The following is a 25,553-nucleotide window of genomic DNA, read 5'->3' as shown; positions in this document are numbered from 1 at the left end:
CTTCGGGAGAATCACATGGGTATCAGAACAGGCATCCTGCTTTTCGTGGTGCTGGTCATTGCCGCACTCGCCGCGCTCAACTGGGGCACGCTCGCCACGCCGACGCTGATGTCGCTGGGCTTCATGCAGGTCACCGCACCGCTGGGCATGATCATGCTGGGGCTGACGGTGCTGCTGGGCATCCTCTTCATCGCCTATGTGATTTACCTCCAGAGTTCGGTGCTGCTGGAGACGCGACGCCACACCAAGGAAATGCAGGTGCAGCGCGACCTCGCCGACAAGGCCGAAGCATCGCGCTTCACCGAACTGCGCAACTTCCTGGAGTCGCAGGAAAACACCCACATGAGCCGCAACGCCGAGCGTCACGCCGCGCTGATCGCGCGGGTCGAACAGCTCGAGAACACGCTCGCCGCGCATGTCGGCCAGCTCGAAGACCGGCTGGACCGCCGCTCGCCGGTGGCGGTGGTGCCGACCACACCGGTCGCGCCGACCGTGATCACGCCGCCGGCGCCGCGCTTCTGAGCGTTCAGCCTGGTTGCGGGCCGGTTACTTGGTCGATAGCACCCAGGCCGCGAGCTTCTTCGCATCGGCGTCGCTGACCTGCGTGTTCGCCGGCATCGGCACCGGGCCCCAGACACCGGCGCCGCCCTTCATGATCTTGGTGGCCAGCATGTCGGGCGCCGCCTTGTTGTCCTTGTAGCGCGCCGCGATGTCCTTGAACGACGGGCCGAGGACCTTGCGCTCCACGGCGTGGCAGCTCATGCAGTTCTTGGAGGTCGCCAGCGCCAGGTCGGCGAGGGCCGGCGCGGCTGCGCCGAGGCTCAGCGCAACCAACACAAATGCTCTTTTCATGGGGCAGTCCGTGGAACAGTGGGTTACATTCTTTCGAATGCATTGTAGGCAGCGCCACCATGGCCCTGCGCGCCGTGCGGAGTGCAACACCGGAGGTGCGACATGTGGTTCCTGATGCTCGGCGTGCTGGGCGTGATCCTGAAATACCTCGAAATCGGGCCCGTCGCGCAATGGTCGTGGTGGGTCGTGCTGATCCCGTTCGCCTTGGCGCTGGCGTGGTGGGCCTGGGCCGACTGGTCGGGCTACACCAAGCGCAAGATCATCGAGCGCGAGAACGTCCGCAAACAGGCGCGGATCGACCGCCAACGCAGCAACCTCGGGTTGCTGAGCAGCAAGTCGAACCGCGCCAAAAGGCGTTGATCAGTACTTGTCGAGCACCGCGCCCGAGCTGGCGCTCGACGCATTGAAGGCGAACTTCGCCTGTACGCCGCGCGTGTAGCGCGGCGCCGGGGCCTTCCAGCCTTCGCGGCGCTTCGCGATTTCGGCTTCGGGCACGTTCAGCTCCAGCTTCAGCTCGTGCGCGTCGATGGTGATCGAGTCGCCCTCGTTCACGAAGGCGATCGTGCCGCCGGCATAGGCCTCGGGCGCCACGTGGCCGACCACCATGCCCCAGGTGCCGCCGGAGAAGCGGCCGTCGGTGATCAGGCCCACGCTTTCGCCCAGGCCCGCGCCGATCAGCGCACCAGTCGGCGCGAGCATCTCGGGCATGCCGGGGCCACCTTTGGGGCCGAGGTAGCGCAGCACCATCACGTCGCCGGCCACGATCTTGCCGGCCAGGATCGCGGCCAGCGCCGACTGCTCGTCGTCGAACACGCGCGCCGGGCCGGTGATGACCGGGTTCTTCAGGCCGGTGATCTTCGCGACCGCGCCTTCGGGCGACAGGTTGCCCTTGAGGATGGCCAGGTGGCCTTCGGCGTACATCGGGCGGTCGATCGGGCGGATCACGTCCTGGTCGGCGCGCGGCACGTCCGGCACGTCCTTGAGCACTTCCTCGATGGTCTGGCCGGTGATCGTCATCGCATCGCCGTGCAGCAGGCCCGCCTTGAGCAGCACCTTCATGACCTGCGGAATACCGCCGGCGTTGTGCAGGTCGACCGCGAGGTACTTGCCGGACGGCTTCAGGTCGCAGATGACCGGCACCTTCTTGCGCATGCGCTCGAAGTCGTCGATCGACCAGTCCACGCCGGCCGTGTGGGCGATGGCCAGGAAGTGCAGCACCGCATTGGTAGAACCGCCGGTGGCCATGATCACGGCCACCGCGTTCTCGATGGCTTTCTTGGTGACGATGTCGCGCGGCTTCAGGTCCTTCTTGATCGCCTCGATCAGCACCTTGGCAGATTCCTTCGCCGAGTTCTGCTTCTCGTCGTGCGGGTTCGCCATGGTCGACGAGTAGGGCAGCGACATGCCGAGGGCCTCGAAGGCGCTCGACATGGTGTTGGCGGTATACATGCCGCCGCAGGAGCCGGTGCCGGGGATGGCGCGCTTTTCGATTTCGAGCAGATCCTCGTCGCTCATGTTGCCGGCCGCGTTCTGGCCGACAGCTTCGAACACGCTCACGATGTTCAGGTCCTGGCCCTTGTAGCGGCCGGGGAGGATGGTGCCGCCGTAGACGTAGATAGCAGGAACGTTGGCGCGCAGCATGCCCATCATGCCGCCGGGCATGTTCTTGTCGCAGCCGCCGACCACCAGCACGCCGTCCATCCACTGGCCGCCGACGCAGGTCTCGATGCAGTCGCTGATGACTTCGCGGCTGACCAGCGAGTACTTCATGCCTTCGGTGCCCATGGCCATGCCGTCGGAAATGGTCGGGGTGCCGAACACCTGCGCGTTGCCGCCGGCTTCCTCGATGCCCTCGATGGCCGCGTCGGCCAGCTTCTGCAGGCCCGAGTTGCAAGGCGTGATGGTGCTGTGGCCGTTGGCCACGCCGACCATGGGCTTCTTGAAGTCGCTCTCTTCGTAGCCCATCGCGTAGTACATCGAGCGGTTGGGCGCGCGCGACTTGCCTTCGACGATGTTGGCGCTGCGGCGGTTGATTTGCAGGGGTGTGTTGGCCATGGGGGTCTCTTATCGTGGGTTGAATGAAGCCCACCCCCGATGCGCCTGCGGCACCTCCCCCTCAAGAGGGCGCACCCAGCGGCCTGGCAAAGCCAGTTCCGCGGGTGCCCTGGCACCTTGCCGCGCCGCCTTCATCGGCTTCGGGCGTGCGCGCAGCGCTGGATTTTTCGGATGAGCGACCTCAAGTATCCGCCCTTTGATTGATTGCTTCCAATCCATTTCGATGGGTCGATTGATATGCTTGGCCTATGAAGGAAACGCTCATCGACCTGCGGGCCTGGCGCCAGTTCGTGGCGGTAGCCGAAGAGCTGCACTTCGGTCGTGCCGCGCAGCGACTGCACATGACACAGCCGCCGGTTACCCAGGCCATCGCGCAGCTGGAGAAGACGCTGGGCATCGTGCTGTTCGACCGCACCCGCCGCCGCGTGGCGCTCACGCCGGCCGGCGAGGCGCTGCTGCCCGACGTGCGCGACATGCTCGAGCGCGCGCAGGCGCTGCCGGCGCGTGCGCGCGCTGCCGCGGCCGGGGAGGTGGGGCGCGTGCGGCTCGCTTTCGTGTCGACCATCGGCTTCGAGCGGCTGCCGGTCTGGGTGCGCGAGTTCCGGGCTTTGTGTCCCGAAGTTGCGCTGGAACTGGTCGAGGCCACCGGCGACGTGCAGCTCGAAGGCTTGGCGCGTGGCGAGATCGATGCCGGCCTGATGCTGCATTCGCCCGGCTTCGCACCGCCCGGCCTGGAGCGCCTGCCGGTCGCCGACGAGCCGCTGGTGCTCGCATTGCCTGCCGCGCACCCGCTCGCGCGCGCCGATCGGCTGGCGTTCGCCGATGTGCTGGCCGAGCCGCTGGTGCTGTTCCCGCGCCGCATCGTGCCGTCGCTGCACGACGCCATCCTCGGCCTGTACCACGCTGCGGGCCGCGCGCCGGAAGTCGCGCAGGAAGCGATCCAGATGCAGACCATCGTCAACCTCGTCTGGGGCGGGCTCGGTGTGGCATGGGTGCCGGAGAGCGTCACGCAGTTCCGGCGTGAAGGCGTGGTGTATCGCGCCGCCGATGCCTTCGCGCCGGCCACGCGACGGCAGAAGGCCACGCCCTTGCCGCGCTGCGAGACCAGCCTGGTGTGGCCCGCCTCGGCCGACAACGCGGCGCTGAGGCGCTTCGTCGCTTTCGTGGCCGAACGCGACGTGCTGCCGACGTCGCCGAATCGGCACACGGCATAGGCACAATCGCCGGATGCTCATGTACCCCCACATCGACCCGGTCGCGTTGCAGATCGGGCCCCTGGCCATCCACTGGTACGGCCTGACCTACCTCGCCGCCTTCGGGCTGTTCTTCTTCCTCGGCACGCGCCGGCTCGGCCATGAGCCGTACCGGTCGCTGGCCGCGCAGGGCGTGTGGAGCCGCAAGGACGTGGAGGACATCCTCTTCCTCGGCGTGCTCGGCGTCATCGTCGGCGGTCGGCTGGGCTACTGCCTGTTCTACAAGCCGGGCTACTACCTGACGCACCCGCTGGAGATCTTCATGGTCTGGCAGGGCGGCATGAGCTTTCACGGCGGCCTGCTGGGCGTGATCGGCTCGATGGTGTGGTTCGCGAAGTCGCGTGCGCGGCCGTTCTGGCAGGTGATGGACTTCGTCGCGCCCTGCGTGCCGACCGGGCTGGCCGCCGGGCGCGTGGGCAACTTCATCAACGGCGAGCTGTGGGGCCGGTTCAGCAGCCCCGAGCTGCCGTGGGGCATGGTGTTTCCGCAGAGCGGCTCGATGCTGCCGCGGCATCCGTCGCAGGTGTACCAGTTCCTGCTCGAAGGGCTGCTGCTCTTCGTCATTCTCTGGCTCTACGCCCGCAAGGAACGGCTCGAGCGCCGCGTGTCGGCCGTGTTCCTGATCGGCTACGGCGCGATGCGCTTCATCGCCGAGTACTTCCGCGAGCCCGACGACTTCCTCGGCCTGCTGGCGCTCAACATGAGCATGGGCCAGTGGCTGTGCGTGCCGATGATCGCCTTCGGCATCTGGCTCTACGCCACGGCGCCGAAGCGGCGTGCGGCCTAAGACCCGGCCGGCGGATTCCGCTCAGATGCAGCGGAACATGACGCCGGTCTGGCCGGGCGCCCGCTCCAGGATGCGTGCCGTCAGGCCTTTCTCCTTGCAGTAACCCACGGCATCGGCCGTGTTCGGCGTCCGCGTTGCGCCGTCGGGGTAGGTGACGACTTCGTAGGCCGGCGTGCCGCAGCCTGCGAGGGCGAAGGCCAGCGGCACGGCGCACAGGAGAGGGCGGAGGGAGAAAGAGTAAGCGCTGTTCATCCGCTCGATTCTGGCGCAGTCGGTCCGATTCAGCCCGTCAGCCGCAGCGCCGACGCGAAGCGGCGCGTCACGCCGCTCAGCGGGTCGACGAATGCCAGTGTCTTCGCGAGCAGTTGCAGCGGCTGGTCGAAGCGTTCGCTGCCGACCGGCAACCAGGTCGGGTAGATCGGATCGTTGACGATGGGCATGCCCAGCGCGGCGCAGTGCACGCGCAGCTGGTGCGTGCGCCCCGTGACCGGCGATAGGCGCAGCCGCGCGCGGTCGGTGCCCATCATCTCCAGCAGTTCAAGGTGCGTTTCGGCGTTCGGCTCGCCCGCCGCTTCCCACACCGGCATCTTGCCTTTGACACTTTCGAGGCGGCTGCGATAGACCGGCACGAGCGCGTGCCCCGCCGGCCAGTGCACGACCGCCTCGTACGATTTCTCGACGCGGCGCTCCGCGAAGAGCGCCTGGTACACGCCGCGTGTCGCCGGGTCGGTGCTGAAGAGCACCAGCCCGGCCGTGCTGCGGTCGATACGGTGCACCGGCACCAGCGTGTCGATGCCCAGTTGCCGCTTGAGCCGCACCAGCAGCGTCTCCTGCACGTACTGGCCACCAGGCGTGACGGGCAGGAAATGCGGCTTGTCGGCGACCAGCAGATGCGCGTCCTGGAACAGCACTTGCGCTTCGTACGGAATGCGCGGTTCGTCGGCGAGCGTGCGGTAGTAGTACAGCCTTTGGTGGCCGCGGTAGGGCTCGTCGGGCTCGATGGCGCGGCCCGCGTCGTCGACCACATCGCCGGCAGCCATGCGCTCGCGCCACGACGCTTCCGTCACGGCGGGGAAGCGCTCGACGAAGAAGGCCAGCATGGTCGGCCACTGGCCGGCTGGCAGTCCCACGGTGCTGGGGCCGACGCCGTCACGGGTGGGCAGAGGAGGAGAAAGGGTCTGGGTGGCGCGGCTCACGATGCGTGAATGTACCGGTGCTGCAAGCCGGCATCCGCTCGTCGCCTACAACCCCGCGAACCACGGCATCGCCCGCACGGTCGCGATGCCGACGATGCCCTGGACGGTGACGCAGTGCCACATCACCGCCGTGTTGTCGAGCGTGGCGCGGGCCTGCGGTGCGATCAGCCCCGTGTGGCTGCGTGCCAGCAGGTAGACGCCCATGATCGCCAGCACCGCCAGGTGGAAGCCCTGGTAGCCCAGCAGCACGCCGACCGTGGCGCTCCAGGCCTGCGCGTCGGGTTCGAGGCCGACGCTGCGATGGCCGTAGACGTCGAGCGCGAAGGCCGCGCACGCGCAACCCAGCGCCAGCACGACGCACCAGCGCATGCGGCGCTGTCGGGCGGCCGATGCGTCGCCGAGCGCGCGCGTCGCGCCCACCATGGCCAGCGAACCGGTCATCCAGAGCGCGGCCGAAGCGGCGGGCCAATGGCCGGCGGGCAAGGTGGCGCCCAGCGGCGGACAGACATCGCCGAGCATCGCGACATGCATGTGCGAGTAGACGAAGCAGCCGAAGATCGTGAGGTCCACGGCGACCAGCACGATGGTGCCCCACCACGAATGCGATCGGCGCCCGGCCGCGCCGATCGGCAGCGCGACCCGGTCGGCGACCTGTGCCGTGGCCATCGGCGGGACGCGGTCGCTGCCCCACATCCAGTGGACGATGGCGGCGATGGCCAGCACGCCGCAGGCCACAGACAGCGCCACCTGGCTCACCGTCAGCAGGAGGAAGAAGCCGGCCGTGCCCGCCGCCGCGATGAAGGGGCTCCAGCCGTCGGTCGGCAGCACGAGCACGTGGCGCGGCGTCGCGTCCAGCACGCCGGTGATAAGCGTCTCGCGCTTGCCGGTGGCCGTGCCGGGCAGCCAGTGGCGGCCAGCCTCGACCTCGTCGGGCAGCGACGGCCGGCTCCACAGCGGCTCGCGCGAATCGATCTGCGGGATGCTGCGCACGCCGTAATCGCGACCCGGCAGCCACTCGAGCGTGCCGGCGCGCCAGGGGTTGCCGTGGTCGATCTGCGGCCCGCGCAGCGCGCGCCACGCGTCGATGAGGAACACCAACACGCCCGCCGCGAACACGAAGGCCGCGACGCTCGACAGCATGTTCAGGGCGTTCCATCCCAGGTGATCGGGGTAGGTGTAGACGCGCCGCGGCATGCCCAGCAGGCCGGTGAGGTGCATCGGCAGGAAGCTGGCGTTGAAGCCGACGAACATCAGGCCGAAGACCCAGCGGCCCCAGCGTTCCGACAACTGCCTTCCGTTGTAGATCGGCGCCCAGTAGTAGAGGCTCGCGAACACCGGGAACACCATGCCGCCGATGAGCACGTAGTGCAGATGCGCGACGATGAAATAGCTGTCGTGCGCCTGCCAGTCGAAGGGCAGCACCGCCACCATCACGCCGGTGAGCCCGCCCAGCACGAAGATGCAGTGGAAGCCGAGCAGGAACAGCGTTGGCGTGTCGAAGCGCACCGAGCCGCGCCAGAAGGTCGCGATCCAGGCGAAGACCTGCACGCCGCTGGGCACCGCCACCGCGAAGCTCGCAGCCGACACGATGAACATCGAGGTGCTGCCCAGGCCGGCCGCGAAAATGTGGTGCACCCACAGCGCGAAGCTGATGATGCCCACGCCGATCAGCGCATAGACCACCGCCCGGTAGCCGACCAGCGGCGTGCGGCTGAGCGCCGAGACCATCATCGACACCAGCCCCGCGGCCGGCAGGAAGATGATGTAGACCTCCGGGTGGCCGAAGAACCAGAACAGGTGCTGCCACAGCAGCGGGTCGCCACCGCGCTGCGGGATGAAGAAAGGCCAGTCGAAGGCGCGCTCGAGCTCGAGCAGCGTGGTCGCCGCGATCACCGCCGGGAAGGCGAACACGATCATCAGCGCGGTCACCAGCATGGCCCACGCGAACACCGGCATGCGCATCAGCGTCATGCCCGGCGCGCGCGTGAAGAGGATGCCGATGATCAGCTCGATGGCGCCGGCGATCGCCGAGATCTCGATGAAGCCGATGCCCAGCAGCCAGAAGTCGGCGCCGAGCCCCGGCGAGAACTCCTTGCCGGTGAGCGGCGGGTACATGAACCAGCCGCCGTCGGGCGACACGCCGAAGAACAGCGTGCAGAAGAAGGCGAGGCCGCCGATCGCGTAAGCCCAGAAGGCATAGGCCGAGAGCCGCGGAAAGGGCAGGTCGCGCGCCCCCAGCATGCCCGGCAGCAGGTACACGGCGATCGCCTCCACGATCGGCACCGCGAAGAGGAACATCATCACCGTGCCGTGCATCGTGAAGACCTGGTTGTAGGTCTCCGCGTCGAGGATCTTGCCGTCGGGCAGCGCGAGCTGTGCGCGCATCAGCAGCGCCAGGACGCCAGCCAGCACGAAGAACAGCATGGCCGTGGCGATGTAGAACACACCGATTTCGGTGTTGTTCACCGCGCTGAAGATGCGCCAGCCCTTCGGCGACGCCCACACGCGTTCCAGCGCCTCGCGTTCGCCCGGCGGGCGTGGCAGGCTCGAGGGCAAGTTGTTGTCGGAAGCGGTCATGGGCGGTGGGCGAGCCAGTGCGCGATCGAGCGCAGCGTGGCAGCGTCGAGGCGGTGTTCGGAGGAGGGCATGCGCGCGCCCGGCTTGATGCGCTGGACATCGCCGATCCACTCGGCCAGCGTGTCGGCGTTCATCGGCAACTGGCCGGCACCCAGGTGCAGCCGGCCGCCGACATGGGTCAGGTCGGGGCCCAGGCGGCTTTCTTCGGTGACGCCGCGCACGGTGTGGCAGGCGCCGCAGCGATTCGTCACGAAGGCATCGCGCCCGCGTGCGAGTTCATCGGTGGGCGGGGCCGGCGCCGGCTGCGCCTGGGCCGCGAGCCAGCGTTCGAAATCCTCCGGCGCCATCGCCACGACATGCAGCGCCATGCGCGCGTGCTGCACGCCGCAGAACTCCGCGCACTGGCCTCTGTACACGCCCGGCGTGCTGGCCTGCAGCAGCAGGTGCTGCACGCGGCCGGGCAGCATGTCCATCTTGCCGCCGAGGGCCGGCACCCAGAAGCTGTGGATCACGTCGGCGCTGCCGAGCCCCAGGTAGACCGGGCGGCCCGTGGGAATGCGGATCTCGTTCGCCGTGGAGAACTCGCGCCCGCTCGCCGGGTCGCGGTAGCGCACGTCCCACCACCACATGTGGCCGGTCACGCCGATCACCAGCGCATCGCGTGGCGGGATCTCGCGCCACGGCGGCGCATGGTGGATGCTGTAGACGAACAGCGCCGTCAGCACGACGACCGGGAAGAGCACGCCGCCGCCGAGGATCAGGCGTCGCGCATGCGAGCGGTCACGTGCGTCGTCGTCGCCCGTCGGCGTCTTGCGACGGCGCAGCGCCCACACCAGCAGGCCCATCACCCCCACGAAGATCAGCACCGCACCGAGCGTGATCACGCCGGTCACGCCGAAGAGCATCTCCGCCACGGGGCCCGCGGGATGGAGGGCGGACTGGTGCGCGCTCGGGTCCATCAGCGCAGCGCCAGCAGGTACGCGGCCATGGCGCGCGCGTCGTCGGGGGCGACGCCCATGGCCGGCATCGGCGTGCCGGGCGCGAGAGCGTGCGGCTCGACGATCCAGCGCGCCAGCGCATCGGGTGCGTTGGGCACATGACCGGCGATGTAGCTGCGGCGCCCGAAGCCGTCCAGCGGCGGGCCGTCCAGGCCCCGCGCCGCATCGACGCCGGGGATGGCGTGGCAGCTGCCGCATTGGTACTGGGCCAGCATCCGCCGCCCGAGCTCTTGCTGCGACGCGCTTGTCTCGGCGTGCGGCAAGGGCAGCGGCCCTTGATCACACCCGGCGAACCAGGCCGGCATGGCCGCGGCAAGCACGCTCCGCCACGCCAGGCGACGAAGGCCGGAAGGAGGGAAGCGCGGAGCCGTCGGCATGCGTCGATTCTCTCGGCGAAGACGCGTTCAGCGCCGACACGGCGTTCACCGATCGCGTCAGACAATGCCGCGAATGTCGAAAGCCGGACCCCGCCGTCGCCTCACCGTCCTGCTCACCACGGCCGTGCTTGCACTGGTGGGCGTGGTGGCCGCCGCCGTCATGGTGTTCGGCGGGCTCTACAACGTCGCCGCCACCGCGCAGCACACCCAACAGGTCTATTCGCTGCTGGAAGTCGCGATGCGCCAATCGGTGCGACTGCGCGCGCGCGACATCGAGCCGCCGCCGCTCGACGACCCGGCACTGATCGCGCGCGGCATCACCTGCTTCGTCGAGAAGTGCGTGCAGTGCCACGGCGCGCCCGGCGTGGCACAGAGTTCGATCGGGCAGAGCATGCAGCCGGTGCCGGGGCCCCTCGTCGATGCGCCACAGCGCTGGCGACCGCGCGAGCTGTACTGGCTGACGCGCCACGGCATCAAGATGAGCGGCATGCCGGCCTGGGAATTCCACCTGGACGACCGCGACCTGTGGGCCGTCGTCGCGTTCCTCGGCACGCTGCCTGCGCTGTCGCCCGCAGCATTCTCCGCACAGGCGCGGGAGGTCGGTGTGGCCGGGCCGTGGCAGCCCGACGGGCAAACCACGGCGCCGCCCTCGGGCACGACCCGGTGTTCCCGCGCGCCGGTGGTGGCCGACAGCGCGGTCGACTTGCGCCGGGGCGAGCGGGCCATGTACCAGTACGCCTGCAATGCCTGCCACACCATCCCCGGCATCTCGGGGTCCACGCCCGCCGTCGGGCCGCCGCTGGAGGGGCTGGCCCGGCGCCCGAAGATCGCCGGCGCGCTCGCCAACACCCCGGACAACATGGCGCAGTGGCTGCGTGACCCGAAGCGCTTCGACCCGCAGACCGCGATGCCGGCGATGAACGTGAGCGAGCGCGACGCGCGCGACATGGCGGCTTTTCTGGCGACGCTCGATTGATCGTTGGAGGTGCCACGCTCGGCACAGGAACGAGGCGGGCAAGGGTTTGTCCCGCCCTGCAAGACCTTGGCGATTCGCATCGACCTCCTCATAATTATCTGTAATTACCTGAAATTACGGATGCGCCGTTGGTTGGCGAAACCGGATTCCAGGCCCAGCGCCGCCACCGGAGCCTCCATGCGCCTCGTCCCGAATTCGCTGCACGACCAGGTCGCCGTCACCCTTCGGGAAGAGATCTTCGCCGGGTCGCTCAAGCCCGGCAGCTTCCTCGATGAGACGGCGCTGTGCGAGCGGCTCGAAATCTCCCGCACGCCGCTGCGCGAGGCGCTCAAGGTGCTCACGGCCGAAGGGCTGCTGCGCCATGAACCCCGACGGGGCTGCTTCGTGGCCGAGGTCACGCAGCGCGATCTCGACGAGATCTTCCCCGTCATCGCGCTGCTCGAAGGACGCTGCGCCTGGGAGGCCGCACGCAACGCGAGCGACGCCGACATCGAGGCGCTCGCCACGCTGCACGCGCAGCTGGAGGCGAATGCCAAGGCGCAGCGGATCAACGCCTACTACGCGACCAACTTCGCCATCCACGAGGCGATCATCACGCTGGCCGACAACCGCTGGCTCGCGCAGGTGATCGGCGACCTGCGCAAGATCCTGAAGCTCGCGCGCCTGCAGCAGCTGAAGGCGCCCGGCCGGCTGGAGCAGAGCCTGGCCGAGCACCTGGCGGTGTTCGCCGCGTTGAAGGCGCACGACAGCGACGGCGCCGAGGCCGCCATGCGCACCCACCTCCATCGCCAGCGCGAAGCCTTGCGCGCCGTGGCGCTCCAACAGAAATCGAGGCTCGTCTCATGAATGCTTCCACCTGGATCTCGCGCAGCGTGTCGCGTCTGCGCACCCCGGCCGCCGCCAAAGAGAAAGCCGTCGTCGCCGCGCCCGCACCGAAGAAGACGACCAAGCCCGAGCTGCCACCGCGTTCCCTGAGCGAACGGCTCGACGCCACGCTGCGCCGCCATGGCGAGGCGATGGCGCCCCGCGCCTTGCGGCGTGCGCTGACCGAGCTGCAGGCCGTGGTCGACGCCCGCGTCAGCGAGGTCGAGGCTGGGCGACGCGCCTGCGAGGTGATGCGCTGGTACGCCGAACTCGACGCGGCCGAGCGGCGCGACGTGTGGCTGCTCATCAGCGAACGCTTCGCCCCCGACGGCAAGAAGCTCAGCAGTGCACGGGCGCGGCACGAGGCCGCCGTCGGCACCGCCGACGAAGGGCAGGCCGAGGTGCACCTGCGCCGCGCGCTCGCGTCGCCGCGGGCGCGCCTGCTGCAACGCTTCACCATCGACCCCGAGGGCATGCGCTTCCTGCTCGACCTGCGCGCGGAGCTGCTGCCGCAGGTCAAGGGCGAGCGCCGCTTCGTGCCGCTCGACGCCGAGCTGGAGCATCTGTTTTCCACCTGGTTCGACGTGGCCTTCCTCGACCTGCGCCGCATCAGCTGGGATTCGCCGGCCTCGCTGATCGAGAAGCTGATCCAGTACGAGGCGGTGCACGACATCAAGAGCTGGGCCGACGTGAAGAACCGGCTCGACAGCGACCGGCGCTGCTACGGCTTCTTTCACCCGCGGCTGCCCGACGTGCCGTTGATCTTCGTGGAGGTTGCGCTGGTCGACCACATCAGCGACGGCATCGTGCCGCTGCTCGACGAGGCCGCGGCGCTGGCCACCGCCGACAAGGCGACCACCGCGATCTTCTATTCCATCAGCAACACGCAGACCGGGCTGCGCGGCGTGAGCTTCGGCGATTCGCTGATCAAGCGTGTCGTCGAAACGCTGCAGGCGGAGTTTCCCAAGCTCAAGGTCTTCGCGACGCTGTCGCCGATCCCGGGCTTCCGGCACTGGCTCGGCAAGCACGCCGCCGAGATGCTGCTGCGGCTGGACGACAAGCGCGCCGCCGAACTGGGCCGATCGCTCGGTTCGCTGCCGCCCACGCCCGAGCGCCTGCTGGCCGCGGCCGACGAGGCGCTCACGCTCGAGCCGAAGTCGCCGGTGCGGCAGATGCTGATGCAGTGCGCGGCCGAGTACCTGGGCCGTGCCACCGTCGAGGGCAAGCCGGTCGACTCGGTGGCGCGCTTCCACCTGGGCAACGGCGCCCGCGTCGAACGTTTGAACTGGGCCGGAGACCCCTCGCCGAAGGGCGTGAAGCAGTCCTACGGACTCATGGTCAACTATCTTTACGATCTCAAGCGGCTCGACAAGCACCGCGCCTTGCTCGCGCAGGGCAAAGTGGCGGTGTCGGGCGATGTCGACGGCCTGTTCCTCAAGGGCTGACCCGCGCGTTCATTTCCCCCAAGGGCCGACCCCGCACCGAAGGCCCCGGTGCGCAGCGATTCCAACAAGACAGGAGACACATCCATGATCCATTCCTACCAGCGGCGCGACATGCTGCGCCTGGCCGCCGCCGCGGCCGCCGTCCTCGGTGGCGGCGCGCGCGCGCAGTCCGGCTGGCCGTCCAAGCCCGTCACCATGATCGTCCCGTTCCCGGCCGGTGGCGGCACCGACGCCTTCGCGCGGCCGCTCTCGGCCCAGTTCTCGAAGACGACGGCCCAGACGCTGGTGATCGACAACCGGGGTGGTGCCGGCGGCACGCTGGGCGCCGGCATCGCGGCGAAGCTGCCGGCCGACGGCTACGGGCTCTTTATGGGCGCGGTGCACCATGCGATCGCACCGTCGATCTATCCGAAGCTCGACTACGACATCCAGAAGGACTTCGTGCCGCTGATGCTGCTGGCCAATGCGCCGCAGGTGGTGGTGGTCAACCCCAAGCGGGTGACACAGCCGACCATCCAGGAATTCATCGCCTACGCCAAGCGCAACCCCGCGAAGATGAACTACGGCTCGGCCGGCGCGGGCACCTCGCACCACCTGGCGGGCGAACTCTTCAAGCAGCAGACCGGCACCTTCATCACACACATCCCGTACCGCGGTGCCGGCCCGATGCTGCAGGATCTGATCTCCGGCAACGTCGACGTGTGCTTCGACGGCCTGGGCTCGTCGTCCGCGCACATCAAAGGCGGCCGCATCAAGGCGCTGATGATGGCCGGCGCCAAGCGCAACCCGGCCTTCCCCGACGTGCCTTGCGCGGCCGAGGTCGGCCTGCCCGACTACACCGTGACCACCTGGTACGGCCTGTGGGCGCCCAAGGGCACGCCGGCCGACGTGCAGGCGAAGATCATCGAGGAGATGAGGAAGGCCCTGGCCACCGACGAGCTCAAGACCATCTGGGCGGCCAACGGCTCGGACATTCCCAACGTCACGACGACCGCGTATGCGAATTTCGTTGACGCCGAGGTCAAGCGCTGGGCGACGGTCGTGAAGGCCTCCGGCGCCAAGCTGGAATGATGCGCATGCAAGGTGGTCGACATGGCCGATGAGATCAGGATCGAACGCGACGGCACCATCGCCGTCGTCACGCTGGTGCATGCGGGGCGGCTGAACGCCATGTCGCGCGCGATGTGGCGCGCCCTGCGCAGCGCCTTTGCGGGCTTCGAGGCCGACATCGCGTTGCGTTGCATCCTCGTGCGCGGGGAGGGCGGCGCCTTCTGCGCGGGCGGCGACATCTCCGAGTACCCGGCCTTCCGTTTCGACCCCGTGCAACTGCGCACCTTCCATGAAGACGAGGTCGGTGCTGCACTGCAGGCGATGCTCGACTGCAGTGTGCCCATCGTCGCGCAAATCGAGGGCGCCTGCATGGGCGCGGGCCTCGAGATCGCGAGCTGCTGCGACATCCGCCTGGCCGGTGCCTCCGCCAAGTTCGGTGCGCCGATTGCCAAGCTCGGCTTCCCCATGGCGCCGCGCGAAGCCGCCGTGGTGCACCGCGCCGTCGGCGACGTGCTGGCGCGCGACATGCTGCTGGCCGCCGGCGTGCACGATGCGCAGCGCCTGCTGGCCGCCGGCTTCCTGCTGCGCGTGGTGCCCGACGATGCGGTGGCCGACGACGCCGTTGCCTATGCGCGTCGCATCGCCGCGCTGGCCCCCGAGGCCGCGCGCGCCAACAAGCGCGTGCTGGCCGCGCTCGCGTCCCAGGGCATGGCGGGTGTCGCGGGCCTGCTGCCCAACGCCTACGACTACGCCGACGCCACCGAACACCGGGAGGGCATCGCCGCCTTCCTGGCCAAACGACCGCCCCATTTCTGACCTACCGCCGAGACACCGATGACCTCGAACGCCAACCCCTCGAACGCCAACCTGTTCGCCGCGCTGCGCGCCGGCTTCCCCGCCGACCTCGATGCGGTCGCCGTCGAGACCGACGACGGCCTGCGCTACACCTGGGGCGACCTCGACCGCGCCAGCGCGATGATCGCCAACCTCTTCGTCGCCCTCGAGCTGGAGGAGGGCGCGCGCATCGCCGTGCAGGTCGAGAAATCGGTCGAGGCGCTGATGCTCTACCTCGCGACGCTGCGGGCCGGCTACGTCTTTTTGCCGCTCAACACGGCCTACCGCGGCGCCGAGATCGAGTACTTCATCGGCAACGCCGAGCCGGCCGTGGTGGTGTGCAGCAGCGCCAATGCCGACTGGGTCGGCCCGATCGCGCTGGCCGCCGGCACGCGCCATGTCTTCACGCTCAACGACGACCGCACCGGCACGCTGCTCGACGTGGCCGTGCAGTGCAGCGACCGCCACACCGTCGCGCAGCGCGGCGAAGACGACCTCGCCGCCATCCTCTACACCAGCGGCACCACTGGCCGCAGCAAGGGCGCGATGCTGACGCACCGCAACCTGCTGTCGAATGCCGAGGTGCTGAAGGATTACTGGGGGTGGGAATCCACCGGCGGGCCTGACGGCCGGGGCGACGTGCTGATCCACGCACTGCCCATCTTCCACGTGCATGGCCTGTTCGTCGCCATCCACGGGGCGCTGCTCAACGGCAGCAAGATGATCTGGATGAACAAGTTCGACCCGAAGCGCGTGGTCGCACGGCTGCCCGAGGCGACGGTGTTCATGGGCGTGCCCACGCTCTACGTTCGCCTGCTGGCCGAGCCGGGCCTCACGATGGAGGCGTGCCGCACCATGCGGCTGTTCGTTGCGGGCTCGGCGCCGCTGCTGATCGAGACCTTCCACGAATGGCAGGTGCGCACCGGCCACACCATCCTCGAGCGCTACGGCATGAGCGAAACCGCGATGCTCACGTCGAACCCGTACAGCCCGGTGCAGGGTGAGCGCCGCGGGGGCACCGTGGGCTTCGCGCTGCCGGGCGTGCAGTTGCGGGTGCGCGTCACCGACGAGAACGGCGACACGCGCGATGCCGGCACCGACGAGATCGGGAACATCGAGGTCGACGGCCCCAACGTCTTCGCTGGCTACTGGCGCATGCCGGAGAAAACGAAGGAGGAGTTCACCGCCGACGGCTTCTTCAAGACCGGCGACGTCGGGAAGATCGACGGGCTGGGCTACATCACCATCGTCGGGCGCAGCAAGGACCTGATCATCAGCGGCGGCTACAACGTCTACCCGGCCGAGATCGAGGGCTTCATCAACGAGATGGCCGGCGTGGCCGAGAGCGCGCTGGTCGGCGTGCCGCACCCGGACTTCGGGGAGGTCGGCGTGGCGGTGGTCACCGTCAAAGCCGGCGCCAGCGTCGACGGCGACGCCATCGTGGCCGAGCTCAAGGCCAAGCTGGCCAACTTCAAGATCCCCAAGCGCTGCTTTATCGTGCCCGAACTGCCGCGCAATGCGATGGGCAAGGTGCAGAAGGCGCTGCTACGGGAGCAGCACAAGAGCTTGTTCACCCAGGGCTGAGGCCGGCCCTCAGTGGCCGGGCGGCGGTTCGTCGCGGGCGGCACCGGCGTGAAGGCCCATGCCGACGCCATCGCCTGCACCGCCCTGGCCCCCGCCACCCCGTCCGCCGGCACCGCCTCTGGCGGGCTGACCGGCGCCTCGCCCGCCCGCCACGGCCACGCGCAGTGGCCCTTGCTTCGGGATCGCGAGGTCGCCGGGGATCACTTCGAGGTCGAGCACGTCGCGGATGAAGGTGCGCAGTGAGGCGACGAGCGCCGCCGTATGGATCGGCCGGCCAGCCACCATGTCGTTCGCCGCCTCGACCGCCATACGCACCTGCTCCCTGGTGCCGAGAAGGATCACGTCCGACAGCGCCGCTTCCACCGCGTCGCGGGTGCGGCGCCGGCGCTCGGAGCCGGCGTCTTCGTGCGCTGCGGCCGGTGCGGCGGTCTCGGTCGGCTCGCCCGCGGCCGCCTCGGCCTGCGCCAGCGCCGCCTGCGCCGCACCGGCCCGCGCGCGCAGTTCGCGCAGGTGGCGCGGATCGACCGCGAGGTCGCCGGTGAACGATCCGCCGAGGGTCTTGTAAGCGGCGATGAGCGTCTTGAGCCGCTCGTTGATCTGCCTGTTCTGCCGCTCGCGCCGCTGCTGGATGCTCTGCATCACCACCAGCCGAATGCCGACCGCGATGAATGACACCAGCACCAGGCCGAGCAGCGTCGAGAGAAGGGCCTGCCAGGAGCTGAAGTCGACGAGGTTGCGCATGAAGTGAGTCGGGGCCGAATGAGCGAAGAGAGTTGCTCTCAAGTTACCAGCCATTCTGCCGATAGTGGACAGTAGAAGCTTCTCAGCGCCTGTATAGGCATTCCGTTCGCATTCAAGTCTCTTCGGCATTCGAGGTATCCACGTGCCATCGTGGATGGTCGAAGTGCTCACGCTGCGGCCCCCCGGTTCGCCTCTAACTGCGCCCCATGATGTTGCGTTTCCCCCGCCCGCCTTTCAGCCTCAAGATGCAGTTGACGGTGGTCTTCGGTGCGCTCGTGGTGCTTGCATCGGTCGCGATCACCTGGGGTCTCAGCGAGATGCTGCGCGAACGCGTGCGCGCCGACGCTGGTCGATCGCTCGCCTTCATCGCCTCCAACGCCGCCCAGCTCTTCAGCGCCGGCTTGCAGAAGAATGCCGACGTGGTCGACACCCTCGTTCGGCGCGACGCGCTCTGGGCGGATGGGCTGGATTCGAGGAGCGTCAAACAAACGATCGAGATGCTCGACGCGACGCTGAGCAACGCGGCCTGGGTCGGAGTGGCCGACGCATCGGGGCAGGTTCGCTCCGCGACCGGAGACATGCTGCTTGGTGTCGGCGTGCTCGAACGGCCCTGGTTCAAGGAAGCGCGTAACGGCCTTTTCGTCGGCGATCTGCATGTGGCGAAGCTGCTTGCTTCCCTGTTGCCTGCTGCGGGCAGCGGCGAGCCGCTGCGCTTCGTCGACTATGCGGCACCCATCCAGCGCGATGGCAAGACCATCGGCGTGCTCGGCGTGCATGTCAACTGGGACTGGGCCGCCGAGGTGATCGGGACGGTCCTGCCGGTCGAAGCACGCGATCGAGGCATCGAAGTCTTCATCTTCGATCGCCAGGGCGACGTGATCTATTCGCCCGACGGCAAGTCGCAGCAGCTTGCGAGGGACGGTGTGCGCATGCCTGCACTGGCCAGTACGCCCGCGGTGTTGCAATGGCATGACGGCGCTGCGTTCCTGACCGCGTCGGCCCGTCTGCCTGCGCACAGCAGGGTCAGCGATCTCGGTTGGACGGTCGTTGCGCGCGAACCCGCTGCAGCAGCCTTCGCCGCGATCTCCCAGACCACGCGCAGCGCACTGCTCGTCGGTGTGCTGATCGCGATGGTCGCCGCGCTTCTCGCCGGCATCGCGGCCCACCGCTTCGGGACCGACGTGAACCGCATGGCACGGGCCGTGCGCGACGTCGAGGCGGGCGCGACCGACGTCCGCATCCCCCAGGTCGCGAGCAGCGCCGAGATGCGCACCTTGTCGCAAGCCATCGCGGGCATGACACACCGCCTGCTGACCGCCCGCGAGGCCCTCGAGCAGCAGGTGCGCGAACGAACGCTCGAATTGCAGGTCGCCAATGCCGAACTGGGTCGCCAGGCACAGACCGACGCGCTCACGGGGCTCCTCAACCGGCGCGTCTTCGATCCGATGCTCGAGCGCACGTTGGCGGATGCACGTCGCTCCCGGCGCGCTCTGAGTGTGCTGATGGTCGATGCCGATCATTTCAAACGCATCAACGACGTCCATGGTCATCCCGTGGGCGACGAGGTGCTGCGCATGCTGGCCGACACGCTTCGGGAGCGGTTGAGAGCCGGCGACGTGATCGCGCGATTCGGGGGCGAAGAATTCGGTGTGTTGCTGCCGGAGACCGGTGCGGACGCGGCCTTCTCGACGGCACAGTCGCTGGTCGACGCCATTGCGGCGCGGACGAATCCCGACTGGGGCACCGTGACGGTCAGCATCGGCGTCGCGAGCTGCAACGACGGCCACACGCCGAGCGCCGACCTGATCCGCCAGGCCGACGCGGCGCTCTATCGCGCCAAGGCAGAAGGTCGCAACCGGGTTTGCGCGCGTCAGCGCGGGAGCAGCGGCACGGCCTGAGCTTCCGATCGCTGCGACAGAACCTGTCGTGCTGGGGCACCAACCCGTACCATCGCCACGCGGCGCTCTGGCCGTCTTCCACATCAGCGCTCGTCCGGCCCCCGGTGCGACCGCCAAGGCTCCCATGGACAAGTTGTCTCCGCGTGAACGTCTGGGCATCGGCACGGTGGTGCCGGCCACCTGCCTGTTGCTGCTGCTGCATTTCGGCCAGGACGTGCTGCGGCCGATCGCGATCGCCGCGGTGCTGAGCCTCGTCATCGCGCCGCTCGCACGCAAGCTCACGCGCACTGGCATGGGCCGCACGATCGCGACGCTGGTGTCGGTGGTGATGGTCGCGGTGTGCGTGGCCGGCATGAGCGCGGTGCTGGCGATCCAGCTCGTCGACGTGGGCGCGGGGCTGCCGCAGTACCGGGCCGCGATCACGTCGAAGATCGAGTCGGTGCGGGAGGTGGTGGTGCGGCCCTTCGAGCGCTTCGAGGCTGAACTCAAGGGCGTGGTGCCGCAGGCCACACCCGCGCCGGCGCCAGCACCGACCCCGCGCGTGCGCTCGGCCCACGTTCGGCGGCGCCCGCCGCACCGGTGGCCAGCGCCGAGCCCTTGCCGGTGCAGATCCGCCAGTCGCCGCCGTCGGCGGGCGACCTGGTGTCGAAGCTGCTGTCGTCGCTGTGGGGGCCGATCGGCGAGGCCGGCATCGTCTTCATCCTGCTGGTGTTCATCCTGCTGGAGCACGAGTCGCTCAGCGACCGCTTCATCCGCGTGATCGGCGTGGCCGAACTCGGCCCCACGGTGCAGGCACTGAGCGACACGGCGCAGGGCGTGTCGCGCTACTTCATGTCGCAGTTCGTCGTCAACCTGACCTTCGGTGCGGTCGTCGGCGTCGGGCTGTGGGCGATCGGCATTCCGCATGCGGCGCTGTGGGGGTCGATCGGCGCATTGCTGCGTTTCGTGCCCTACGTCGGCGTGCTGGCGGCGGCCGCGCTCATCGCGGTCTTCAGCGCGGCGGTCGATCCGGGATGGTCGCTGGTGCTGTCGAGCCTGACGCTCTTCATGGTGCTCGAACTGGTGGTCGCACATGTCGTGGAGCCGCAGGTCTACGGGCACAGCACGGGGCTGGCGCCGCTCGCCGTCATCGTGTCGGCGTTGTTCTGGGGCGCGATGTGGGGGCCGGTCGGGCTGCTGCTGTCGACGCCGCTCACGCTGATCATCGTGGTGGTCGGGCGGCATGTGCGGGCGCTGGAGCCGCTGTCCATCCTGCTGACCGATGCACCGGGGCTGAACGCGGGGCAGCGCTTCTACCAGCGCGCGCTGTCCGACAACACCGCCGCGATCATCAAGGACGCACGGCTCTACCTGCGGCGCAGCACCTTCGCCAAGTACTGCGACCAGGTGCTGCTGCCGGGGCTGGCGCTGGCGGGGCTCGACTTCCAGCTCGGCCGCATCGACCTGCGCCAGCGCGCGCGCATCGACAAGACGGTGATCGGTCTGGCCGAAACCTTGGCAATGGGGCGGTCGGGCAAGCGCTCCGGGCGGCGCCGTTCGACCGTGTCGCTGGCCGATGCCAGCCTGGGCAGCCGATTGCGGCAGATTCGCGAGTCGCGCCTGGGGCCGTACCAGGGCCGGCTCGATGTGCCGTCGCAATCGGTCGTGCTGTGCGCGGGCTTCGGCTCCGAGCGCGACGAGCTGTTGACGGAACTGCTGGTGCGCGCGCTGCGGCACGACGACGTCGATGCCCGCAGCGTGTCACTCGCCGAGCCGCCGGACCCGGAGATGGCGGACAAGTCGATCCTGGTCGGCACTGTGTTCCTGGCGTATCCGCGGCGGGACGCCATCGATGCCTGGCGTGGGACTGCGGCCGCGATGCGCACTGCGATGCCCGAAGCTGCGATGGCCACCGTCAGGCTGCCGCTCGATGAAGCCGGCGCGCCAGAAGAGCAGGTGAAGGACGCGGTCGACCTGATCCTTCACTCGTACTCGGAGGCGGAGGCGTTCGTCATGCAGGGCGCCAAGTCCACGGCCGCCTGAGCGCTCGGCGGGCTCAGTCGGGCAGCGCGTCGAGCGTGCGCGGCTCCTGCACCTTGGTGGCGTTGTGCTCCGAGCGGAAGCCGGCCGTCATGCGGTAGACCGCATGGCGCACCCGCATGATCGAGCCGATCGGCCGGTGGGCCGCCAGCGCATGCCACGGCGTGAAGGCCATGCCGTCGTCGACCGCCGCAGCGCGCTCGTCGCTCCAGGCGACCTGCGGCTTGGCCACCAGCCGGGCCACGGTGATGAAGGGGCTCTTGTCCTCGGGCCATTGCACCGACGCGTCCTCGATGGGCATGGCATCGATGTCGGTGCAGAGCTGAGCGCGCAGTTCCCATTCGCCCCCGTGTCGGGCGAAGTGCGCGACGACCGCTTCGCGCAGGCCATCGGGCTTGCCGTCGAGGTCGACCGGCGCATCGGTGAGCGCCGTGAGTTCGGGCGACACCGGTGCCAACGACAGCTTGGCCATGTAGGGGCCGTAGAGCATCGGCGCCTGGGTGTAGAAGGTCTCGCCGAGGATGTTCGTCTCGGGGTGGCCGCCCATGGCCTTGAGCGTGCCGCTCTCACCGCCGGCCTTCTCGACAATGGCTTCCAGGCCGCGCAGTGCTGCGGCCAGCACTTTCTTCAGGCCCGGCGCTTTGTCGGTGGTGGAGGCCAGCAGTTTCAGCGGCTTCAGGAAGGCCTTGGCCGTTGGCGCACTGAACACCGGGCCATTGACCATCAGGAAGTCCTGCGTGACCTCGCCCTCGGAGCCAGGCGCACGCTCGCCGGGCACGCCGACCACCTTCAGCGCCACGCCGCGCGGCGTCGAGATCGCGTCGTCGAGCAGGTCGCCCGGCGTGGTCGAGAAGCGCATGGCGACGGGGTAGCTGCCGGGCTGGGCGAACAGCCCTTGCGCCAGATGCGATGGCAGGCCCGGCGCGACCTGCAGCTCGGCCAGCAGCAGGCCGTGGCTCTTTGCATGCACGCCACGGTAGGCGTGGCCTTCGTCCTTGTGAACGATCTCGCTGATCTTGTGCAGCGTCTCGATCAGTTCGCGCGTGGTCTCGGCTTCGTCCTCTTCCAGCGATTCGTAGGCGGGTTGGTAGAGGAGAGGCGCTTGCGGCTGGGTGGGATCGCTCATGAGGGGGCTTTCTGCGAGTTGTTGTGGCGGGTCGGATCGGCCAACAGGCGGATCGGGATCGATTTCGAAGCGGGAACCTGGCTACCTTCGGCGTGGTGCGCCAGCGGCACCAGCGGGTTGCATTCGGGGAAGTAGCCGGCGGCGCACCCCGCAGGAATGTCGAAGGGCGTCACGCGCAGGCCCGGCACCTCGCGAAGCACGCCGTCGTCGACAGCCGTGCGCGCGGTGACCACATCGCCTTCGGCCAGGCCCAGGTGCGCGATGTCGGTGGCATTCATCAACAGCACCTGCCGCGTGCCGTAGATGCCGCGGAAGCGGTCGTCCAGGCTGTAGACGGTGGTGTTGAACTGGTCGTCGCTGCGCATCGTCATGAGCCGCAGCACGTCGTTGTCGGGTTCGGGCGTGTCGGGGTCTGCCACCAGCGTGTCGGGCACGATGAAGTTGGCCTTGCCGTTGGGCGTCTTCCACTGGCGCTCGCGCGCGGCGATCGGCTTTTGGAAGCCGCCGGCTTGGCGGAAGCGATTGTTGAAGTCGCGGAACACGTCAGACCAGGTGGCCTCGATCGCGTCGCGCACCCGGCCGTAGTCGCCCACCCAGTCGTCCCAGGGCACGCGCGGATTCGGCGCAAGCGTGGCCTTGGCGATGCCAGCGACGATGGCGGGCTCCGACAACAGCGTGGACTCGGCCGGCTCGGCCATGCCGTCGGACGCATGCATGAAGCTGGTCGAATCCTCGACCGACACCGTCTGGGGGCCGCTGGCTTGCCGGTCGATCTCGATGCGGCCAAGGCAGGGCAGCAGGTAGGCGACCTCGCCGTGCACCAGGTGGCTGCGGTTGAGCTTGGTGGCGATCTGCACCGTCAGCCGCAGCCGGCGCCAGGCGGCCTCCATGCGTGCGGTGTCGGGCACGGCCCGCAGGAAGTTGCCGCCCAGGCCGATGAAGGCGCGCACCGAGCCGTCGAGCACGCCTTCGCATGTCTCGATGGTGTTCAACCCCTTGTCGCGCGGCGGCTCGAAGGCATACAGCTCGGCGAGCTTGTCGAGCGGCACGAGCTCCGGCTTTTCGCTGATGCCGACGGTGCGCTGGCCCTGCACGTTCGAGTGGCCGCGCACCGGGCAGATGCCCGCGCCGCGCCGACCGATGTGGCCGCCGAGCAGCAGCAGGTTCGTCAGCATGTGCACGTTCATCACGCCCTTGCGGTGCTGCGTCAGGCCCATGCCGTAGACGCCGATCACCGCCTTCGCGCGCCCGAAGACCACCGCGGCTTCGGCCAGTTCGCCACGCGACAAACCTGACTCGCGCTCGATGGCCGACCAGTCCGCCGCGCGCATGGCGTCGGCGAAGGCGTCGAAGCCGTGCGTGTGGGTCGCGATGAAGTCCACGTCGAGCACACGCTGCGTGCCGTCGCGCCGGGCGGCGTCGTCTCCGGCGATCAGCGCCTTGCACACGCCGGTGATCGCGGCGATGTCTCCGCCCACCTTGACCTGCAGGTACTGCGTGCTGATGGCGGTCTCGGCCGGCGTGAGCATCTCCAGCGGCGACTGCGGGTTGGCGAAGCTCACCAGCCCGCGCTCCCGCAGCGGGTTGAAGGTGACGATCGGCGCACCACGTCGCCGCGCATCCTGCAACTGATGGAGCATGCGTGGGCTGTTCACGCCCACGTTCTGGCCGAAGAAGAAGATCGCGTCGGTGTGCTCGAAGTCGTCCAGCGTCACGGTGCCGACCGGCACGCCGATGGTCTGCGGCAGCGCGACCGACGTGCTCTCGTGGCACATGTTCGAGCTGTCGGGCAGGTTGTTGTTGCCATAGAGCCGGGCCAGCAACTGGTACATGTAGCTGGCTTCCAGCGAGGCGCGGCCCGAGGCATAGAAGACGGTCGACTTCGGGTCCTTGGCACGCAGCGCCTTCAGCTCGGCGCCGATGCCGGCGAAGACCTCGTCCCAGCTCACTTCGGTGTAACGGTCGGTCGCCGCGTCCCAGCGCAGCGGCACCGTCAGGCGGCCGCCTTCCTCCAGCGCGTGGTCGCTCCAGCTTTCGAGTTCCGTCAGGGTGTGCTGCACGAAGAAACCGGCGGGCATGCGCTTGGCCGTCAGTTCCCAGGCGGTGGCCTTGGCGCCGTTCTCGCAGAACTCCGCCGTGTGGGGCTTGCTCGACTTGGCCCAGGCGCAGCTCACGCAGGCGAAGCCGCCGTGCTGGTTCTGCTTCAACAGGGCATGGGTGCCCAGAATGGGGATGCGCTCGCGATGCAAATAGGTCGCGACCGCCTTGAGGGAGCCCCAACCGCCGGCGGGGTGCGTGTACGGTTTGAAGGTGGGGCGATCGTTCACGGGGCCTGTCTGGTTGTTCGCCGAGGATCTCGACGCTCGTTCGACGTTAGCCCCGCGCGATCGGCACCTGGCGTAGGGCGGCCCGACCGGCCCATGTCGGACAGCCCGCCGGCGCGGGCGTCGGTGCTTTACTTGACCAGCAGCACCGACACAGGGCTCTCGGCGATCACCTTGGTGGCCACCGAGCCCATGAGTGCACGTCCGAACATGCCGTGGCCGTGCGTGCCCATCACGATGAGGTCGGCACCGGCGTCCTTGGCCGCAGCGACGATTTCCTCGGACGCATGGCCGTGGCGCACCTGGACCGCGTAACCGGTGACGCCCTGCTCGTCGAGATACTTCTTGACCGGGTCGAGCACCTTGGCGGCTTCTTCGGCGTAGTAGCCGTCGACGATGTCCTTGGTCACATGGCGCGTGACGTTGGCCGGCAGGCCGGTGCTGACGTTGACCAGCACCAGCTCGCTGCCCTGGCCGAACATGGCACGGTGGGTGGTGAGGTAGCTGAGGGCTTTCTGCGTGAAAGCGCTGCCATCGACGGCGACGAGAATTTTCATGATTTTTCTTTCCTGTTTCTTGAACACGGGTGGAGCCTCG

24 protein-coding genes are annotated in these 25,553 nt (G+C 68.8%); 13 read left to right on the top strand and 11 right to left on the bottom strand.

Annotated features, from left to right (window positions below; genetic code table 11):
• The first annotated feature begins 15 nt into the window (after positions 1 to 15).
• A complete protein-coding gene (locus ACSFA0_RS14255; RefSeq protein WP_435450814.1) occupies positions 16 to 522 on the top strand; it encodes a LapA family protein in 507 nt (168 codons plus the stop codon).
• Positions 523 to 546: 24 nt separating this feature from the next.
• On the opposite strand, the gene ACSFA0_RS14250 is transcribed toward ACSFA0_RS14255, so the two are convergent.
• Positions 547 to 852, bottom strand: coding sequence for a c-type cytochrome (locus ACSFA0_RS14250; RefSeq protein ID WP_435450813.1), 306 nt, complete (start codon positions 850 to 852; stop codon positions 547 to 549).
• Between the two features lie 102 nt (positions 853 to 954).
• On the opposite strand from ACSFA0_RS14250, the gene ACSFA0_RS14245 reads away from it, so the two are divergent.
• Complete coding sequence (locus tag ACSFA0_RS14245) at positions 955 to 1,212, top strand: TIGR04438 family Trp-rich protein (RefSeq protein ID WP_435450812.1); 258 nt, start codon at positions 955 to 957, stop codon at positions 1,210 to 1,212.
• Here ACSFA0_RS14245 and ilvD read toward each other — a convergent pair whose 3' ends face one another.
• Positions 1,213 to 2,907 (bottom strand): dihydroxy-acid dehydratase, encoded by a 1,695-nt coding sequence (ilvD, locus tag ACSFA0_RS14240; RefSeq protein ID WP_435450811.1) that lies wholly within the window; start codon positions 2,905 to 2,907, stop codon positions 1,213 to 1,215.
• Between the two features lie 248 nt (positions 2,908 to 3,155).
• Here ilvD and ACSFA0_RS14235 point away from each other — a divergent pair, with 248 nt between their 5' ends.
• Both ACSFA0_RS14235 and lgt read left to right on the top strand, forming a co-directional pair.
• Positions 3,156 to 4,121, top strand: a complete 966-nt coding sequence (locus ACSFA0_RS14235; RefSeq protein ID WP_435450810.1) for a LysR family transcriptional regulator — start codon at positions 3,156 to 3,158, stop codon at positions 4,119 to 4,121.
• A 13-nt stretch (positions 4,122 to 4,134) separates the two neighbouring features.
• The gene (gene lgt, locus ACSFA0_RS14230; RefSeq protein ID WP_435450809.1) at positions 4,135 to 4,947 is read left to right on the top strand and encodes a prolipoprotein diacylglyceryl transferase; all 813 of its coding nucleotides are present in this window, start codon (positions 4,135 to 4,137) and stop codon (positions 4,945 to 4,947) included.
• A gap of 21 nt (positions 4,948 to 4,968) precedes the next feature.
• Here lgt and ACSFA0_RS14225 read toward each other — a convergent pair whose 3' ends face one another.
• The 5 genes from ACSFA0_RS14225 to ACSFA0_RS14205 are packed head-to-tail and all read right to left on the bottom strand — an operon-like array spanning position 4,969 to position 10,095.
• Positions 4,969 to 5,199 carry a hypothetical protein gene (locus ACSFA0_RS14225; RefSeq protein WP_435450808.1) on the bottom strand — a complete coding sequence of 77 codons (231 nt, stop codon included), beginning with the start codon at positions 5,197 to 5,199 and terminating at the stop codon, positions 4,969 to 4,971.
• Positions 5,200 to 5,228: 29 nt separating this feature from the next.
• Positions 5,229 to 6,143: a pseudouridine synthase gene (locus ACSFA0_RS14220; protein WP_435450807.1), complete on the bottom strand. Its 915-nt coding sequence runs from the start codon at positions 6,141 to 6,143 to the stop codon at positions 5,229 to 5,231.
• 45 nt (positions 6,144 to 6,188) lie between these two features.
• Complete coding sequence (ctaD, locus tag ACSFA0_RS14215; protein ID WP_435450806.1) at positions 6,189 to 8,720, bottom strand: cytochrome c oxidase subunit I; 2,532 nt, start codon at positions 8,718 to 8,720, stop codon at positions 6,189 to 6,191.
• Positions 8,717 to 9,679 carry a cytochrome c oxidase subunit II gene (gene coxB / locus ACSFA0_RS14210; protein ID WP_435450805.1) on the bottom strand — a complete coding sequence of 321 codons (963 nt, stop codon included), beginning with the start codon at positions 9,677 to 9,679 and terminating at the stop codon, positions 8,717 to 8,719. The genes ctaD and coxB overlap by 4 nt, the downstream gene beginning before the upstream one ends.
• Complete coding sequence (locus ACSFA0_RS14205; protein WP_435450804.1) at positions 9,679 to 10,095, bottom strand: c-type cytochrome; 417 nt, start codon at positions 10,093 to 10,095, stop codon at positions 9,679 to 9,681. Before ACSFA0_RS14205 ends, coxB begins: the two co-directional genes overlap by 1 nt.
• A gap of 73 nt (positions 10,096 to 10,168) precedes the next feature.
• On the opposite strand from ACSFA0_RS14205, the gene ACSFA0_RS14200 reads away from it, so the two are divergent.
• The 6 genes from ACSFA0_RS14200 (at position 10,169) to ACSFA0_RS14175 (ending at position 16,848) form a co-directional block, all read left to right on the top strand.
• Positions 10,169 to 11,071, top strand: a complete 903-nt coding sequence (locus ACSFA0_RS14200) for a c-type cytochrome (RefSeq protein WP_435450803.1) — start codon at positions 10,169 to 10,171, stop codon at positions 11,069 to 11,071.
• Between the two features lie 177 nt (positions 11,072 to 11,248).
• The gene (locus tag ACSFA0_RS14195; protein ID WP_435450802.1) at positions 11,249 to 11,917 is read left to right on the top strand and encodes a GntR family transcriptional regulator; all 669 of its coding nucleotides are present in this window, start codon (positions 11,249 to 11,251) and stop codon (positions 11,915 to 11,917) included.
• Positions 11,914 to 13,380 carry a malonyl-CoA decarboxylase gene (locus tag ACSFA0_RS14190; protein WP_435450801.1) on the top strand — a complete coding sequence of 489 codons (1,467 nt, stop codon included), beginning with the start codon at positions 11,914 to 11,916 and terminating at the stop codon, positions 13,378 to 13,380. The genes ACSFA0_RS14195 and ACSFA0_RS14190 overlap by 4 nt, the downstream gene beginning before the upstream one ends.
• Positions 13,381 to 13,464: 84 nt before the next feature.
• A complete protein-coding gene (locus ACSFA0_RS14185) occupies positions 13,465 to 14,451 on the top strand; it encodes a Bug family tripartite tricarboxylate transporter substrate binding protein (RefSeq protein ID WP_435450800.1) in 987 nt (328 codons plus the stop codon).
• A 21-nt stretch (positions 14,452 to 14,472) separates the two neighbouring features.
• Positions 14,473 to 15,246, top strand: a complete 774-nt coding sequence (locus ACSFA0_RS14180) for an enoyl-CoA hydratase/isomerase family protein (RefSeq protein ID WP_435450799.1) — start codon at positions 14,473 to 14,475, stop codon at positions 15,244 to 15,246.
• An 18-nt stretch (positions 15,247 to 15,264) separates the two neighbouring features.
• Positions 15,265 to 16,848 (top strand): malonate--CoA ligase, encoded by a 1,584-nt coding sequence (locus ACSFA0_RS14175; RefSeq protein ID WP_435450798.1) that lies wholly within the window; start codon positions 15,265 to 15,267, stop codon positions 16,846 to 16,848.
• 9 nt (positions 16,849 to 16,857) lie between these two features.
• Here ACSFA0_RS14175 and ACSFA0_RS14170 read toward each other — a convergent pair whose 3' ends face one another.
• Positions 16,858 to 17,589 (bottom strand): hypothetical protein, encoded by a 732-nt coding sequence (locus ACSFA0_RS14170; RefSeq protein WP_435450797.1) that lies wholly within the window; start codon positions 17,587 to 17,589, stop codon positions 16,858 to 16,860.
• Between the two features lie 419 nt (positions 17,590 to 18,008).
• Here ACSFA0_RS14170 and ACSFA0_RS14165 point away from each other — a divergent pair, with 419 nt between their 5' ends.
• The 3 genes from ACSFA0_RS14165 to ACSFA0_RS14155 all read left to right on the top strand — a co-directional run bounded on the left by ACSFA0_RS14165 (position 18,009) and on the right by ACSFA0_RS14155 (position 21,509).
• The gene (locus tag ACSFA0_RS14165) at positions 18,009 to 19,487 is read left to right on the top strand and encodes a diguanylate cyclase (protein ID WP_435450796.1); all 1,479 of its coding nucleotides are present in this window, start codon (positions 18,009 to 18,011) and stop codon (positions 19,485 to 19,487) included.
• Positions 19,488 to 19,611: 124 nt separating this feature from the next.
• Positions 19,612 to 20,247, top strand: coding sequence for an AI-2E family transporter (locus tag ACSFA0_RS14160; RefSeq protein WP_435450795.1), 636 nt, complete (start codon positions 19,612 to 19,614; stop codon positions 20,245 to 20,247).
• The gene (locus ACSFA0_RS14155; RefSeq protein ID WP_435450981.1) at positions 20,130 to 21,509 is read left to right on the top strand and encodes an AI-2E family transporter; all 1,380 of its coding nucleotides are present in this window, start codon (positions 20,130 to 20,132) and stop codon (positions 21,507 to 21,509) included. The genes ACSFA0_RS14160 and ACSFA0_RS14155 overlap by 118 nt, the downstream gene beginning before the upstream one ends.
• Before the next feature lie 13 nt (positions 21,510 to 21,522).
• On the opposite strand, the gene ACSFA0_RS14150 is transcribed toward ACSFA0_RS14155, so the two are convergent.
• The 3 genes from ACSFA0_RS14150 to ACSFA0_RS14140 form a co-directional block, all read right to left on the bottom strand.
• A complete protein-coding gene (locus ACSFA0_RS14150) occupies positions 21,523 to 22,632 on the bottom strand; it encodes a catalase family protein (RefSeq protein ID WP_435450794.1) in 1,110 nt (369 codons plus the stop codon).
• The gene (locus ACSFA0_RS14145) at positions 22,629 to 24,959 is read right to left on the bottom strand and encodes an FdhF/YdeP family oxidoreductase (RefSeq protein ID WP_435450793.1); all 2,331 of its coding nucleotides are present in this window, start codon (positions 24,957 to 24,959) and stop codon (positions 22,629 to 22,631) included. The genes ACSFA0_RS14150 and ACSFA0_RS14145 overlap by 4 nt, the downstream gene beginning before the upstream one ends.
• Positions 24,960 to 25,087: 128 nt before the next feature.
• On the bottom strand, positions 25,088 to 25,513 hold the full coding sequence (locus ACSFA0_RS14140) for a universal stress protein (RefSeq protein ID WP_435450792.1): 426 nt from the start codon (positions 25,511 to 25,513) through the stop codon (positions 25,088 to 25,090).
• Between the last annotated feature and the right edge of the window lie 40 nt (positions 25,514 to 25,553).

The sequence above is a fragment of the Variovorax restrictus genome (assembly GCF_051216715.1).
Classification (GTDB): domain Bacteria; phylum Pseudomonadota; class Gammaproteobacteria; order Burkholderiales; family Burkholderiaceae_C; genus Variovorax.
Note: the sequence above shows the minus strand (reverse complement) of the source record. Positions and strands in the feature narration are given on the sequence as shown.

Coding starts and splice junctions, on each gene's coding strand:
- ACSFA0_RS14225 (WP_435450808.1), bottom strand. CDS start 5,199: ATGAACAGCGCTTACTCTTTCTCCCTCCGCCCTCTCCTGTGCGCCGTG.
- ACSFA0_RS14140 (WP_435450792.1), bottom strand. CDS start 25,513: ATGAAAATTCTCGTCGCCGTCGATGGCAGCGCTTTCACGCAGAAAGCC.
- ACSFA0_RS14185 (WP_435450800.1), top strand. CDS start 13,465: ATGATCCATTCCTACCAGCGGCGCGACATGCTGCGCCTGGCCGCCGCC.
- ACSFA0_RS14160 (WP_435450795.1), top strand. CDS start 19,612: ATGGACAAGTTGTCTCCGCGTGAACGTCTGGGCATCGGCACGGTGGTG.
- ACSFA0_RS14205 (WP_435450804.1), bottom strand. CDS start 10,095: ATGCCGACGGCTCCGCGCTTCCCTCCTTCCGGCCTTCGTCGCCTGGCG.
- ACSFA0_RS14250 (WP_435450813.1), bottom strand. CDS start 852: ATGAAAAGAGCATTTGTGTTGGTTGCGCTGAGCCTCGGCGCAGCCGCG.
- ilvD (WP_435450811.1), bottom strand. CDS start 2,907: ATGGCCAACACACCCCTGCAAATCAACCGCCGCAGCGCCAACATCGTC.
- ACSFA0_RS14170 (WP_435450797.1), bottom strand. CDS start 17,589: ATGCGCAACCTCGTCGACTTCAGCTCCTGGCAGGCCCTTCTCTCGACG.
- ACSFA0_RS14180 (WP_435450799.1), top strand. CDS start 14,473: ATGGCCGATGAGATCAGGATCGAACGCGACGGCACCATCGCCGTCGTC.
- ACSFA0_RS14195 (WP_435450802.1), top strand. CDS start 11,249: ATGCGCCTCGTCCCGAATTCGCTGCACGACCAGGTCGCCGTCACCCTT.
- ACSFA0_RS14175 (WP_435450798.1), top strand. CDS start 15,265: ATGACCTCGAACGCCAACCCCTCGAACGCCAACCTGTTCGCCGCGCTG.
- ctaD (WP_435450806.1), bottom strand. CDS start 8,720: ATGACCGCTTCCGACAACAACTTGCCCTCGAGCCTGCCACGCCCGCCG.
- ACSFA0_RS14245 (WP_435450812.1), top strand. CDS start 955: ATGTGGTTCCTGATGCTCGGCGTGCTGGGCGTGATCCTGAAATACCTC.
- ACSFA0_RS14200 (WP_435450803.1), top strand. CDS start 10,169: ATGTCGAAAGCCGGACCCCGCCGTCGCCTCACCGTCCTGCTCACCACG.
- ACSFA0_RS14150 (WP_435450794.1), bottom strand. CDS start 22,632: ATGAGCGATCCCACCCAGCCGCAAGCGCCTCTCCTCTACCAACCCGCC.
- coxB (WP_435450805.1), bottom strand. CDS start 9,679: ATGGACCCGAGCGCGCACCAGTCCGCCCTCCATCCCGCGGGCCCCGTG.
- lgt (WP_435450809.1), top strand. CDS start 4,135: ATGCTCATGTACCCCCACATCGACCCGGTCGCGTTGCAGATCGGGCCC.
- ACSFA0_RS14190 (WP_435450801.1), top strand. CDS start 11,914: ATGAATGCTTCCACCTGGATCTCGCGCAGCGTGTCGCGTCTGCGCACC.
- ACSFA0_RS14235 (WP_435450810.1), top strand. CDS start 3,156: ATGAAGGAAACGCTCATCGACCTGCGGGCCTGGCGCCAGTTCGTGGCG.
- ACSFA0_RS14255 (WP_435450814.1), top strand. CDS start 16: ATGGGTATCAGAACAGGCATCCTGCTTTTCGTGGTGCTGGTCATTGCC.